Source organism: endosymbiont of unidentified scaly snail isolate Monju, assembly GCF_000801295.1.
Classification (GTDB): Bacteria; Pseudomonadota; Gammaproteobacteria; order Chromatiales; family Chromatiaceae; genus MONJU.
This window is the reverse complement of record NZ_AP012978.1, coordinates 1,842,287-1,855,181: the sequence shown is the minus strand read 5'-3', so window position 1 is coordinate 1,855,181 and position 12,895 is coordinate 1,842,287. Positions and strand designations below refer to the sequence as shown.

The 12,895-nt window shown below is 66.5% G+C and carries 12 protein-coding genes; 9 read left to right on the top strand and 3 right to left on the bottom strand.

Annotated features, from left to right (window positions below; translation table 11 throughout):
• Positions 1-57 precede the first annotated feature (57 nt).
• The 3 genes from EBS_RS08875 (at position 58) to EBS_RS08865 (ending at position 3,508) form a co-directional block, all read left to right on the top strand.
• On the top strand, positions 58-981 hold the full coding sequence (locus EBS_RS08875) for a MurR/RpiR family transcriptional regulator (protein ID WP_171816225.1): 924 nt from the start codon (positions 58-60) through the stop codon (positions 979-981).
• A gap of 357 nt (positions 982-1,338) precedes the next feature.
• Positions 1,339-2,709, top strand: coding sequence for an aspartate aminotransferase family protein (locus EBS_RS08870; protein ID WP_052199452.1), 1,371 nt, complete (start codon positions 1,339-1,341; stop codon positions 2,707-2,709).
• The gene (locus EBS_RS08865; protein ID WP_043108314.1) at positions 2,702-3,508 is read left to right on the top strand and encodes a BKACE family enzyme; all 807 of its coding nucleotides are present in this window, start codon (positions 2,702-2,704) and stop codon (positions 3,506-3,508) included. The genes EBS_RS08870 and EBS_RS08865 overlap by 8 nt, the downstream gene beginning before the upstream one ends.
• Positions 3,509-3,765: 257 nt before the next feature.
• On the opposite strand, the gene argA is transcribed toward EBS_RS08865, so the two are convergent.
• A complete protein-coding gene (gene argA / locus EBS_RS08860) occupies positions 3,766-5,085 on the bottom strand; it encodes an amino-acid N-acetyltransferase (RefSeq protein ID WP_043108313.1) in 1,320 nt (439 codons plus the stop codon).
• A gap of 108 nt (positions 5,086-5,193) precedes the next feature.
• On the opposite strand from argA, the gene EBS_RS08855 reads away from it, so the two are divergent.
• Positions 5,194-5,835 (top strand): SPFH domain-containing protein, encoded by a 642-nt coding sequence (locus EBS_RS08855; RefSeq protein ID WP_043108312.1) that lies wholly within the window; start codon positions 5,194-5,196, stop codon positions 5,833-5,835.
• Positions 5,832-6,275 carry an NfeD family protein gene (locus tag EBS_RS08850; protein WP_043108311.1) on the top strand — a complete coding sequence of 148 codons (444 nt, stop codon included), beginning with the start codon at positions 5,832-5,834 and terminating at the stop codon, positions 6,273-6,275. Before EBS_RS08855 ends, EBS_RS08850 begins: the two co-directional genes overlap by 4 nt.
• Before the next feature lie 118 nt (positions 6,276-6,393).
• Here EBS_RS08850 and argE read toward each other — a convergent pair whose 3' ends face one another.
• Positions 6,394-7,326 (bottom strand): acetylornithine deacetylase, encoded by a 933-nt coding sequence (gene argE / locus EBS_RS08845; protein ID WP_231892789.1) that lies wholly within the window; start codon positions 7,324-7,326, stop codon positions 6,394-6,396.
• A gap of 23 nt (positions 7,327-7,349) precedes the next feature.
• Between argE and EBS_RS14045 the strand changes: the two genes are divergently transcribed.
• On the top strand, positions 7,350-8,069 hold the full coding sequence (locus EBS_RS14045; protein ID WP_052199450.1) for a transcriptional regulator domain-containing protein: 720 nt from the start codon (positions 7,350-7,352) through the stop codon (positions 8,067-8,069).
• An 87-nt stretch (positions 8,070-8,156) separates the two neighbouring features.
• Here the strand turns inward: EBS_RS14045 and EBS_RS08835 are convergent, their stop codons facing one another.
• Positions 8,157-8,765 carry a TetR/AcrR family transcriptional regulator gene (locus tag EBS_RS08835; protein ID WP_070104733.1) on the bottom strand — a complete coding sequence of 203 codons (609 nt, stop codon included), beginning with the start codon at positions 8,763-8,765 and terminating at the stop codon, positions 8,157-8,159.
• Between the two features lie 206 nt (positions 8,766-8,971).
• On the opposite strand from EBS_RS08835, the gene EBS_RS08830 reads away from it, so the two are divergent.
• From EBS_RS08830 to EBS_RS08820, 3 genes are read left to right on the top strand one after another with little or no spacing between them, the layout of a single operon-like run.
• The gene (locus tag EBS_RS08830) at positions 8,972-9,850 is read left to right on the top strand and encodes an ABC transporter substrate-binding protein (RefSeq protein ID WP_043108307.1); all 879 of its coding nucleotides are present in this window, start codon (positions 8,972-8,974) and stop codon (positions 9,848-9,850) included.
• The gene (locus EBS_RS08825; RefSeq protein WP_043108306.1) at positions 9,847-10,716 is read left to right on the top strand and encodes a CHASE domain-containing protein; all 870 of its coding nucleotides are present in this window, start codon (positions 9,847-9,849) and stop codon (positions 10,714-10,716) included. The genes EBS_RS08830 and EBS_RS08825 overlap by 4 nt, the downstream gene beginning before the upstream one ends.
• Positions 10,713-12,551: a putative bifunctional diguanylate cyclase/phosphodiesterase gene (locus EBS_RS08820; protein ID WP_081999900.1), complete on the top strand. Its 1,839-nt coding sequence runs from the start codon at positions 10,713-10,715 to the stop codon at positions 12,549-12,551. The genes EBS_RS08825 and EBS_RS08820 overlap by 4 nt, the downstream gene beginning before the upstream one ends.
• The last annotated feature ends 344 nt before the right edge of the window (positions 12,552-12,895 follow it).

The window sequence follows — 12,895 nt, the reverse complement described above, 5'->3', positions numbered from 1 at the left end:
GCGGCGGGAACGCATAATCCCCGGTATCTCGAAGATGTCATCGACGGATTGGGGATCTTGGCCCGCAAGCAGACAACCCGAAAGCGCCGCCTGCGTCGCGCCCCCGCCTCGCTGCAGGAACTGCGCGAGCTGCTGGCCCGGTTCCGTGCCGGCGAGGGGCTGGCCACGCCGGGCGAGAAAAGCATCGCCGCCCTGTCCTTCATGCTGGACAACCCGACCGAGGCGGCGGTGTACTCGATCTCGCGCCTGGCCGAGGAACTGGGGGTCAATCCGTCCACTCTGACCCGCCTGGCGAAGCTCCTGGGATTCCCGGGGTTTTCCGCCTTCCAGGCCCTGTTCCGCGCAGAGCTGACGCATCCGGGGGCACCGTTCTCCGAACGGGCCAGTCACTGGCTCAACGTCGAATCGCCGCTGGATACCCTGCAGAGGGTGGCGAAGGACGAGCTGAACAACCTGCAGATCCTGATGTCGCATCTCGACCCCGAGGTGTTCGACCGGGTGGCGGGCATGCTGGTCGAGGCCGAGCGGATCCGCATCTACGGCGCGCGGCTGTTCCATTCGCTGGCCTCGTTCATCGCTTACTGCCTGGGCCTGATACGCGAGGAGGTCGCGCTGCTTGCCGACTCCAGCGAGGGGCTGGCTCACGGCCTGCTGCAGTTGCGACCCGGCGACCTGCTGTTCCTGATCGGCACGGCGCCCTACACCAGCTCGGCGCGCGAGCTGGCCCAGCTGGCGCGCGAGCAGGGGATTCGCGTGGTGGCACTGACCGATGCCTACAGTTCACCGTTGGCCCAGCATGCCGAGCAGACCCTGATTGCCAACACCTCCGGCGCGTTCTTCGCCAACAACGTCGCTTCCTCGTTCATTCTCTCCGAGGCGCTGCTGCTGGAGACGGCCACTCGCCTGGGGCCGCGGGCGGTGGAGCGGCTGAAGCTGCACGAAAAACTCGTGACCGACCTGCGCATCAGTCCCTCTCCCTGATCGCCCCTTTCCCCAAGGTTCCCCGAACCAGTTTCTCCCCCGCGTGCGGGAGGCAGGCGGGGGCTCGAGTCCTTGTTTGAAGATCCCTTTCCAACCGCCCCGATTTCACGGGGGAGGGGAATGCGCCCCCCTGTCAGGGGGCCGACATTGCATCCTGTACGCAAATCGACATTTTTTCTGCATTTCCAGTTGCAATAGCATTTTGCGTTGGCTATAAGTCATGCAAATCCGCAGTGCATATCGTCATGTGTGGCTTTCGGTCTCTTGTCGCGATCATGACGGATGTTCTGCAGGAAATGGCCCGTCGTGCCGGTCCCTTTTCGAGGGTGTCACCAACCAAGAGGATGCAAAAAGGAAATGCTTCAGAAGACCGCCATTGCCGAGGAGCCTCCGAGTCGAGTCTTTCACCGTCGTTGCGATGCGGCATTGCCGCTGGCCGTGACAGGCGAAGGTCCCTGGGTGATCGACGACCAGGGCCGGCGCTACCTCGATGCCTGTGGCGGCGCGGCGGTCTGTTCGCTGGGCTATGGCCATCCGCGGGTAGTGGAGGCGGTACAGCGCCAGATGGCGACCATGCCCTATGTGCATTCGAGCTTCTTCACCACCGAACCCTGCGAGCGCCTCGCTGAACTGCTGGTGGAACAGGCGCCTCCGGGACTCGAACGCGTGTATTACCTGTCCGGCGGTTCCGAGGCGGTGGAGGCCGCACTCAAGCTGGCCCGCCAGTATCACCTCGAGGCCGGCGAGTCGCAGCGGCGCTGGTTCGTGGCACGTGAACAGAGCTATCACGGCAATACGCTGGGCGCCCTGGCGGTGGGCGGCAATCGCTGGCGGCGAGAACCCTTCGACCCCTTGCTGATGCCCTCGCATCACATCCCGCCCTGTTATGCCTACCGGCATCGGCGGCCTGACGAGACACCGGAAGCCTATGGGCGGCGCGCGGCAGACGAGCTGGAACGCAAGCTGCAGGAACTCGGGCCGGAGAATGTCATCGCCTTCATTGCCGAGCCAGTGGTGGGCGCTACCGCGGGGGCCGTGCCGCCGGCACCGGGGTATTTCCGCCGCATCCGCGAGATCTGCGATCGTCACGGGGTGTTGCTGATCTTCGACGAGGTGATGTGCGGTATAGGCCGCACCGGCAGCTTCTACGCCTTCGAACAGGAAGGCGTGGTGCCGGATATCGTGGTGTTGGCCAAGGGGCTGGGCGCCGGCTACCAGCCGGTCGCGGCCCTGCTGGTATCCGAGGCGATCCACGAGCGCATCCGTAGCGGCACCGGCTATTTCCAGCATGGCCACACCTACATGGCGCATGCCTCTGCGCTGGCCGCCGCCCTGGCCGTGGGACAGACGATCCTGGAAGAAGGGCTGGTCGGGCAGGTGCGTCTGCGCGGGCAGCAGTTGCAGCAGCGCCTTGTCGCGCGCTTCGGCGATCATCCGCACGTGGGGGATATCCGGGGACGCGGGCTGTTGCTCGGGCTGGAGCTGGTGCGTGACCGCGCCAGGCGTGAACCCTTTGCGCCCGAGACCCGCCTGGACGCGCGGATTCGTGCACTGGCGCTCGAGCGCGGGCTGATGTGCTATCCCATGCACGGCACCATCGATGGCCGCCAGGGGCACCATGTGCTGCTTGCGCCGCCGTTCATCGTCACCGAGGAGCAGCTCGACGAGATCGTCGACCGTCTCGCCCCGGCCATCGAGCAGGCGATTGCCGGGAGCGGCGATGGCTGAGCCCGTCATCGTGGCGGTCGCCCCCAACGGGGCGCGCCGTACGGCAGCGGATCACCCGGCCCTGCCGCTGACCCCCGAAGCACTGGCACGCGTGGCGGTCGCCTGTGCCGCGGCGGGTGCCTGTCTGTTCCATCTTCACGTGCGCGACGCGGCCGGCCGGCATAGCCTGGATCCCGGGCGCTACCGCGAGGCCATCTCGGCGATCCGGGAGGCGGCGGGAGACAGCCTGCTGATCCAGGTCACCTCCGAGGCCGCGGGGCGCTATGGGTCCGAAGAGCAGCGCGACAGCGTGCGTACCCTGATGCCGGAGGCCGTGTCGCTGGCGATTCGCGAGTTGATGCCGGACCGGGATCAGGCGCGGGAGACGGGGTTCCTGCTGCGGGCATTGCTCGAAGCCGGTTGCCTGCCACAGCTGATCGTCTATCACCCGGACGATCTGCGCCGTTACCGGCACTGGCAGGCGGAGGGACTGGTGCCGGCTGTTTCCCTGCCGCTGTTGCTGGTCCTGGGGCGTTTCCCGGAAGGCACGCTCGAGAATTTTCTGCGCGAGGGAAGTCCCGGCCCCAACTGGATGGCATGCGCCTTTGGCGAGCAGCAGCTGCCCGCGGTACTCGATGCCGCCGCGAAGGGGGGACATGTGCGGGTCGGTTTCGAAAACGGACTGGCGCTGCCGGACGGGCGTCGCGCGCCCGGCAATGCCGCGCTGGTCGACGCAGCGGCTCGTGCCCTGCGCTCCCGGGGCCGGTCATTGGCCAACGCCGCGACCTGCAGGGCACTGATGCGCCCGGTCGCCATGTAGGGGCAGCGTCCTCGCCGCGAAGATTCGGCCCGGGGACGGGCCTCCTACGGTAGGAGCGACGTCCCCGTCGCGAACATTCGGCCCGAGGACAGGCTTCCTGCATCACCTGTGGGAGCGGCGTCCTCGCCGCGAATGTTCGGCCCGAGGACGGGCCTCCTACAGGTGAACATTCCCGCCGCGAACAATCCGTACAGGCCGGATGGGCAAAGGCGCATCGCGCCGTGCCCATCAATGGCCTTCGGGCGCGTCGTGCGCGGTCAGAGCGGCTTGATGAACACCTTGCTGCGGCGCTGCCAGTTGTAGAGATCGCGCCGGCGACCGGGCAGGCGTTCGACGCCGGCCGGCTGGAAGCCGCGTTCGCGGAACCAGTGCGCGGTGCGGGTGCTGAGCACGAACAGCTCGCGCAGGCCCTGGGTGCGTGCCTGCCACTCGATGCGCTCGAGCAGTTGCGCGGCGCGGCCCTCGCCCCGGTAGTCGGGGTGTACGGCCAGGCAGGCCAGCTCGCCCATGGCCTCCTTCTCGAAGGGATAGAGCGCGGCACAGCCGATGATGCCGCCGTCGCGTTCGATCACCACGAAGCGGTCGATCTCCTGTTCCAGGCGCTCGCGCGAGCGCCGTGCCAGTGTACCGGCCTGCTCCAGCGGCTCGATCAGTTCGAGGATGCCGGCCACGTCGTCGATGCTTGCCGAATGGATCTGTTCGTAGGGCTCCTGGGTGATCAGCAGGCCGGCGCCGTCGCGGGTAAACAGCTCGCGCAGCAGCACGCCGTCGTGCTGGCGGTCGAGTACGTGTACCCGACGCACCCCGGCCCGGCTGGCGGCGGCCGCGCGTTCGAGCACCCGGCGCAGGCCCTCGCGCAGGCTGCGCCGCCGACGGACCAGGGCCTCGACCTCGCTGGGGATCAGGCTGCTGGCGGCAGCCTTGCCGCGTCCCAGCGGTGGGCCCTCGGTCAGGTAGACCAGTTTGTCGGCGGACAGGGCCTCGGCCACCGCGGCGGCCACGTCGGTGGCGTTGAGGTTGAACACCTCGCCGGTCGGCGAATAGCCCAGCGGCGGCAGCAGCACGATTTGCTCGTTGTCCAGGTGGCGGCGGATGGCCTCGGCATCGATGCGCCGTACCTCGCCGGTGTGCTGGTAATCGACGCCGTCGAGCACGCCGATGGGGCGCGCGGTGACGTGATTGCCCGAGGCCACGCGGATGCGCGTGCCGGCCATGGGCGAATTGGCCAGGCCCATCGACAGCAGGGCCTCGATCTCGACGCGTACCGCACCGGCCGCATCCTTCACGCATTGCAGCGCGGTCTCGTCGGTCACCCGCAGGCCGTTGACGATCTGCATGTCGGCGCCGCGCAGGCGCAGGCGCTCCTCGATCTGCGGGCGCGCACCGGGTACCAGCACCAGCTTCATGCCCAGACCGTCGAGCAGGGCGATGTCGTGGATCAGGTGCGGGAAGCTGTCGTCCTGCAGTGCCTCGCCGGCGAAAGACAGCACCAGGACCTTGCCGCGATGAGCGTGGATGTAGGGCGAAGACTGGCGGAACCAGTGCACGAAGTCCGGGTTGTCGCTTTGTGCAGGCATGCGAAGGGTCCATTAGAATGCCGTTTGCAAACAAGCATATCGGCCGCACGCCGCCAGGGAAAGCACCCGGCCGGCCGTCTTCACCCAAGTGCAAAGGGAGTCAGAGCCATGGATATCTTTGTCGTCGCCCTCGTTGTCCTTGCCGTCATGCTCGTGGTGCTGGGCGTCAAGCGGGTGCCGCAGGGCATGGAATACACGGTCGAGCGTTTCGGGCGTTACACCCGCACCCTGCGTCCTGGCCTGAACCTGATCGTGCCGGTCATCGACCAGATCGGGCGTCGCCAGAACATGATGGAACAGGTGCTCGATGTGCCCTCTCAGGAGGTCATCACCTGCGACAACGCCATGGCCCGGCAGATGAAGGCCGAGCGTGACAAGCGCGCCGCCATCCTCGAAGCCGAGGACCTGCGCCAGGCCGAGATCCTCAAGGCCGAGGGCGAGAAGCAGTCGGCCATCCTCACCGCCGAGGGCGAGAAGGAGGCCGCCTTCCGCGAGGCCGAGGCGCGCGAACGTCTGGCCGAGGCCGAGGCGCGCGCCACCGCCATGGTGTCGCAGGCCATCGCCAAGGGCGACATCAATGCCATCAACTACTTCGTCGCGCAGAAATACACCGAGGCCCTGCAGGCCATCGCCTCGGCCGAGAACCAGAAGGTCATCATGATGCCGCTGGAGGCGGCCAGCCTGATCGGCTCGGTGGCCGGCATCGCCGAGATCGCCAGGCAAGTCGGCCAGAAAGAGGACGCCCAATGAGCTGGCTGGAACATATCGACTACTGGCAATGGCTGGTGCTGGCGGTGGTCCTGGTGGTGCTGGAGATCGTCTCGCCCGGCGTATTCTTCCTGCGGCTGGGGCTGGCCGCTGCTGGTGTCGGCGGCATCCTGTGGTGGATGCCCGATCTCGTGTGGCAGACGCAACTGGTGATCTTCGCGGTGTTCTCGGTGCTCAGCATCGGTGTGGCGCGGGGGCTGCTGCGGCGCCGCCCCATCGCCACCGACGAACCGACGCTCAACCGGCGCGGTGAGCAGTATTTCGAGCGCGTGCTCACTCTCAGCGAACCCATCGAGAACGGTGTCGGTCGGGTGCGCGTGGATGATACGCTGTGGCGGGTGGAAGGCCCGGACGCCCCGGCCGGCAGCCGGGTACGCGTGGTCGGCGTGGACGGTACCGTGTTTCGCGTCGAGCTGGTGTAGGGCCCAGGGGAATCTTTCCAATCTCTTTGCACTCCGGCTTGCGGCTTCTGCCCCTCCCGGCCTCCCCCGCTTGCGGGGGAGGCCGGGAGGGGGCAGGCCGAACCCCAGCCCGACGCCTTTACAGGCAAAACCGCTCGATCAGCCGGCGGACGATCTGCTGCGCCGGTTCGAGCTGGGTGAGTTCGATGTACTCGTCGGGCTGGTGGGCCTGGTCGATGTGACCGGGCCCGAGGATCACGGTGTCCATGCCCATGGCGTTGAGGAAGGGGCCCTCGGTAGCGAAGGCGACCGCCCCCGCAGGATACCCGGTGAGCGCCTCGACCGCGCGCACGATCTCGGCCTCGGCGGGTGTCTCCATGGCGGGCACGCCCGCGAACAGGGACTCGCGGTGGATGCGCAGGCCGGTCGTCTCCTGCAGGCGTGCCAGGCGGCTGTCCAGTTCCTCGCGCAGCCCCTGGAGCGACATGCCGGGCAGGGGACGGATGTCGAAGTGCAGCTCGCACTGGCCGCAGATGCGGTTGGGGTTGTCGCCGCCGTGGATATGGCCGAGGTTGAGTGTCGGCACCTCGACCGCGAACAGCGGGTTGTGGTGATGTCGTTGCAGTTCGTCGCGCCAGGCCAGCAGTTCGCCGATCACCCGGTACATGCCCTCGAGTGCATTGTTGCCCAGCGCGGGATCGCTGGAATGCCCGGAGCGGCCGATGACGTGGATCGCCTCCATGGTGATGCCCTTGTGCAGGCGGACCGGGCGCAGGCCGGTGGGCTCGCCGATCACCGCATGGCGCCCCAGCCGGCGGTGCAGGTCGAGCAGGCTGCGTGCGCCGCACATGCTGCTCTCTTCGTCGGCGGTGGCCAGCAGCACCAGCGGCTGTTTCAGGGTGTGCAGGTCGAGATCGCGGACCGCCTCGAGCACCACCGCGAAGAAGCCCTTCATGTCGGCGGTGCCCAGGCCGTATCGGGGCTGACGCTGTTCACCGAGGGCGAGCCGATCAGCCGCCGCATCATCTCTGGCAGGTCGGGGTAGGGCATGTGTCGAGATTGCACCAGTCACGGGGTTTCGTCCAGTATGGGCGCATGATGCGAATTGCCGACTGGCGTGACGAGACCGGCTACCAGGCGCTGCGCGGCTGCGGCGGCGCGGCCTGGGCCTGGGAGTTTCTGCGCCGCAACCCCGACTACCAGCGTGAATGGCAGGCCTTCATGCACACCTGGGAAGCCCTGGAGGCGGCCTATGGCCGGCCGCCGGACCGTGACTTCTGTGCCTGGAAGAACGATCCTCGTGCCTGGGTGCGGGTGAGCGACGAGACGGCCGGTGACTGTCGCATCGACCAGGACAAGGTGCTTATCGAGTGTGCCCTGGGCGCCCGCTGGGGCTTCCACAAGTTTCCGCCCGACCCGCGCGACGACGATGCCGTGGTCGCGGAACGACTGAGCTGGCGACCGCGCGAGCAGTTGGTGGCGCGCCTGGTCGAGCCGGGCGAGGCCGGCGTGCTCGATTCCCGGCGCGAGGCCCTGGTATGTTTCGACCTGGCCCTGCCGCTGCGCGAACAGCTCGAGGAGGCCAAGCGTGCCCTGCAACTGGAACAGCGCCGGCGCAGCCGCGAGGAAGGGCTGGAAATGCACCGCATCAGGAGCCTCGAGCCGAAACTGGTGCGTGAATTGCGCCTGCTCGACGCGCTCGCCGCCGATGCCGGGGAGGCGGTCATCGAGCGCCTGGGCGGGCAGGCGGTGCTCGATTCGGCCATGGCACGGCGTGACGGTGGTTATCTCGACCTGCCGCTGTTACCGGTCTGAACCGGCGTCCCCGCCGCGAATGTTCGGCCCGGGGACGGGCCTCCTACAAGTGGGAGCGGCGTCCCCGCCGCGAACCTTTCGATGACCTCAGAGACAGTCCCCGCTGCCGTCGGCGAGCTGATCGATCCAGCGCCGGAGGCGCTGGCGTTCGCGTTTCAGCAGATTGGTGTCGTGATGGACGTGCGCCATCATGCTGATGCCCTGGCCGATGGCCATCACTCGGAGCGCCAGTTCGTTGGCGCGCCCGGCATAGCCCAGTTCCGCGAACTGGTCGGTCAGCCATTCCTGGAATACCTGGAACAGCTGGGCGGCGTGCTCCTGCAGGGCGAGGTCGGTCTTGCCCAGCTCGGCGTTGAGCGAGCCCATGGGGCAGCCGTATTGCACCAGGGCCTCGCTGGTGTCGTCGAGCAGGGCAACGAAGCGCTGCAGGCGTTCGATGGGCGTGCGGAACTGGCCGTTCCAGCCCTCGAGCATGCTGCGGATGCGTTCCAGCCGGTAGTCGATGGCCGCATGCAGGATGGCGTCCTTGGTCTTGAAGTAGTAGTAGATATTGCCGCGCGGCACGCCGGCGGCACGCACCACGTCGCTGAATGAGGTGTTGTGGTACCCCTGGTGATAGAACAGCCGGTTGGCTGCTTCCACGATGCGTTGCCGGGTGCGTTCGCTCTTTCGGACCATGGACAAAGGGGGGATCATGTACTAGTCGTTGATCTTGAATTATAGTGCGGTGCTCTCGGAGTGTGGTGGTATCAAGGATGAGGTGCCGTTGCCGTTATGGGTTCAGGCCCCTGCCTGTCACCAGGGAAGGGTGTGCTCTCATGAGACAGCGCTGGTTCTGGCTCGCCTGCCTGGCATTTTGCTTGGCTTCCCCGTCTTGGGCAGATCTTCCTCGCTGCCTTTTCGTGTCGTCCTATCACCCGGGTTATGCCTGGTCGGATGGCGTGCAACGAGGCATCGATGCGGTATTGAGAGGGCGTTGTGAGCTGCGTCAGTTCGACATGGACACCAAGCGCCACAAGACGCAGGCGGACAAGGAAGCCGCAGCCCGGCGTGCCAGGGCGCTGATCGAGCAATGGCATCCCCAGGTGGTGATTGCTGCGGACGACAATGCCGCGCGTTATCTCATCGCGCCCTATTTCCGCGATGCCGCCATCCCCTTCGTGTTCTGCGGGGTGAACTGGTCGGTCGCCGAGTACGGTTTCCCCTACAGCAACGTGACCGGCATGATCGAGGTCGCCCCGGTTCGTCCCCTGATCCGCGAGGCGCAGTTGCTCACGGGCAATGGCGACCATTTCTTCTACCTGGCCGCTGACACTGCCACGGAACGCAAGAATCTTGCGCGTTTCCAGAAGGTCGCCGAGGCACTGGGCCTGAGCGTCGAGTACCGTCTGGTCTCCCGTCGTGATCAATGGGTGGCGGCTTACCGGCAGGCCCAGGACCATCCCTATCTGGTGATCGGCAGTCATGCCGGTATCGCCGACTGGAACTTCGCTGCGGCGAGGCGGGCGATTGCCGGGCATACGCGGCGGCTAAGCGTAACCAGCCACGAGTGGATGATGTCCATGAGCATGCTGGGATTCACCAAGATCCCGGCGGAGCAGGGGCGCTGGGCGGCCGAGGCCGCACTGGCGATCCTCGAGGGGGTGAAGCCCTCGGAGATCCCCATCATTGCGAACCAGCGATGGGATCTGTGGATGAACGAGTCCCTGTTGCGCGAGGCAGGTATCGAGTTGCCGCTCAGGTTGCGCGGCAGGGCCAAGCGTTTCGAGACCCTGCAATGAACCGGCGGCGCTGGACAGCGCGCTGGTCCGGTCGCGTGATGGCGTTCCTGCTGCCGGGGCTGCTCACTCTGGTCATGGTGCTGGCGGCCCGTGTCGAGGGTTATCGTCAGGCCTTTCTGCACGCCGGGCAGAGTGCGATCGAGGAACTGCAGCAGGTACGTGCCACCACCGCGGCTATGCTCACGGCCATCGGTTCCAGCTACCAGGTGATGAACGAATTCGATGCCTCGCGTCTTTCCGCGCTGGCCAGCTCCATGCGTTACAACACCCCGGGGGTGCAGCTGGTGGCCTTCGCCGCCTGGGTGGACCAGGGTGAAGAAGACGCTTTCGTGGCGGAGATGATCGAGCATGGCTATCCCACCTATCGTATCCGCAGTCAGGAAGCACGGGAGCTGATACCCGGCAAGCGCGGGCGCCTGCCGATCCGCTTCATCGAGCCGAACAGTCCCCGGTTGTTGCGCCTGCTGGGGTTTGATGTGCTCCTGGATGGCAACACCGTTTCCCAGGTGCGCGAGTTGGCTGCCGCGGGCATGCCGGCCGTGCTCGAAGGGTGGCGTCCGGAACCTGTGGCCAATGGGCTGGTGTTCTATGTCATGCCCACTTACCGGGGGTTTTTCGCGCCGATCGACACGCACGGCCGCCTGGTTCAGCTCGACGGCCTGTTCCTGTTCGGGGTGGACCCGCAGGTCATGGTCAGCAAGCTCGAAAGGTTGCACCCGGAGGTTACCTTGGTGCTCGGTCCCGTGCCTGCTGGGAAGGCAACGGGCGGTGGTGTGATAGTGAGGCCGGTATTCGAAGACGGCGACCTGGGACTGCGCCTGACCACCATACAGGCCACGCTGGATGGACTGGGGGGCTGCACATGAGTCGTTATCTGCGAACGGATGAGCTGCTGTCCCCCTCTGCGTTCTTTCTGCCCTTGTTCGTCGGACTGGCCTCGTTGTCCCTGCTCGTGGCCTTGCAGAAGCGGGAGGAGGTCCGCGTACAACTGGCGCGCAAGGAACGCGAGCTCGAGGAGGAACGGCGGCGGGCCGATGGGGCGATGCGCTCCATCTCGGATGCCATCCTGATGCTCGACGAGAACTTTCGCATTCGTTATGCCAACCGGGTGGCAGAACGCATGCTGGGCTTGGATGCCGCGGCACTCTCGGGGCGCCGTGCCGAAGACGTCCTGGTGCTGCTGGATACGCGTACCCGGGCGCCCCTGGAGGCCCTGCATGGCTGGCTGCAACGGATGAGCGGGCAAGAGCAGTTTCCGGATCTGCTGCTGCACACGCCAGCACGCGATCGCATCCCGGTGAACATCCGGGTCTCCCGGCTTCGCGAGATCGAGCGCCAGGGAGTCGTGGTGGCGATCCGCGACATCAGTCACGAACACGAGCTGACGGCACGCCTCACCTACCAGGCCAACCATGATGCGCTCACCGGGCTGCTCAATCGCACGGCCTTCGAGGCGCGGGTACGCAGTGCGCTGGTGCTTTCGATCGAGGAGGGTGTGTCGCATGCCCTGATCTTCATCGACCTTGATCGTTTCAAGCTCATCAACGACACGCATGGTCACCAGGCCGGGGACCGCCTGCTCAAGCAGGTGGCCGAGGTTCTGCAGCACGTTCTACGCGAAGAGGATTGTCTGGGACGCCTGGGAGGTGACGAGTTTGCGGTGCTCATGCGCACCCCCGATCTCGAGGCAGCATCGGAGATGGCGCACCGGCTGCGCGAGCGTTTGCAGACCATCCGCTTCCTGTGGGGCGGCCAGGCCATGGAGATCCACGCCAGCCTGGGTGTGGTGCCGGTGGACGCGACTTCCGGCTCTTTCGAGGAGCTGATGACCAACGTGGATCTCGCCTGCCATGCGGCCAAGGAGGCCGGACGCAACACGGTGCACGTGTCGCGTGCCGACGATCGCGTGATCGGTGAACGCAAGCGTCAGATCCAGTGGCTGCCGCGCCTGCAGGAGGCATTGGACGAGAATCGTTTCGTGCTCTATCGGCAGCCGATCTGGCGTGCACTGGCCCAGGATGGCGAGCCCGCCATGTACGAGTTGCTGTTGAGGCTGCGCGATGCCGAGGGCAACGATCTGCTGCCTGGCGTCTTTCTCCCCTCGGCCGAGCGCTTCGACCTGATGCGCGCCATCGACCACCACGTGATCGAGCTGGCGATGCAGGCGATGAGCGATCCATCGGTGATGCCGCGGGAAAGCATCTGCACCATCAACCTGTCGGGCCAGACCCTGACCGACGAGAACCTGCTGGACCATATCCATGCCCAGGCACAGCATCATGGCGTGGACCCGCAGCGGGTCTGTTTCGAGGTCACAGAGACCGTGGCGATCAGCAATCTGCAGGTTGCGGGGCGCCTGGCGCAGCAGTTGCGCGAGCGCGGTTACCGACTGATGCTGGACGATTTCGGCGCGGGCATGAGCTCACTGGGATACCTGCACCAGATCCAGGTGGATTTCATCAAGATCGACGGCCAGTTCGTGCGCCGTGCCTTGTCTGACCCCTTGTCGGCGGTGTCGGTGCGCATGATCTGCGAGATCGCTCGCGTGTTGGGCGTGGAGACGGTCGCGGAGATGATCGAGGATCAGAAGACGGTGCAGTGCATGCGCGGCTTCGGGGTAGACTACCTGCAGGGTTTCCATCTGGCCCGCCCCGAGCCCCTGCCGGTCACCGGGCGCCTGCACATCGTGCAAGGCGATTGAGATCCTCTCCGGACGGATCGGTTCGCGGCGGGGACGCCGCTCCTACACGTAGGAGGCCCGTCCTCGGGCCGAATGTTCGCGGTGAGGACGCCGCTCCTGCCGCAGGAGGCCCGTCCTCGGGCCGAATCGTTCGCGGCGGGGATGCCGCTCCCACCGTAGGCGGTCCGTCCCCGGGCCGAATGTTCGCGGCGGGGATGCCGCTCCCACCGTAGGCGGTCCGTCCCCGGGCCGAATCGTTCGCGGCGGGGATGCCGCTCCCACCGTAGGAGGCCCGTCCCCGGGCCGAATCGTTCGCGGTGAGGAGGTCGCTTCTGCCGCAGGAGGCCCGTCCCCCGGGCTGAATC

Bases quoted from the DNA above. Each gene is read 5' to 3' on its own strand.
- EBS_RS08820 (WP_081999900.1), top strand. From the start codon at position 10,713: ATGAGTCGTTATCTGCGAACGGATGAGCTGCTGTCCCCCTCTGCGTTC.
- EBS_RS08835 (WP_070104733.1), bottom strand. From the start codon at position 8,765: ATGATCCCCCCTTTGTCCATGGTCCGAAAGAGCGAACGCACCCGGCAA.
- EBS_RS08865 (WP_043108314.1), top strand. From the start codon at position 2,702: ATGGCTGAGCCCGTCATCGTGGCGGTCGCCCCCAACGGGGCGCGCCGT.
- EBS_RS08825 (WP_043108306.1), top strand. From the start codon at position 9,847: ATGAACCGGCGGCGCTGGACAGCGCGCTGGTCCGGTCGCGTGATGGCG.
- EBS_RS08850 (WP_043108311.1), top strand. From the start codon at position 5,832: ATGAGCTGGCTGGAACATATCGACTACTGGCAATGGCTGGTGCTGGCG.
- EBS_RS08870 (WP_052199452.1), top strand. From the start codon at position 1,339: ATGCTTCAGAAGACCGCCATTGCCGAGGAGCCTCCGAGTCGAGTCTTT.
- EBS_RS08855 (WP_043108312.1), top strand. From the start codon at position 5,194: ATGGATATCTTTGTCGTCGCCCTCGTTGTCCTTGCCGTCATGCTCGTG.
- argA (WP_043108313.1), bottom strand. From the start codon at position 5,085: ATGCCTGCACAAAGCGACAACCCGGACTTCGTGCACTGGTTCCGCCAG.
- EBS_RS14045 (WP_052199450.1), top strand. From the start codon at position 7,350: ATGATGCGAATTGCCGACTGGCGTGACGAGACCGGCTACCAGGCGCTG.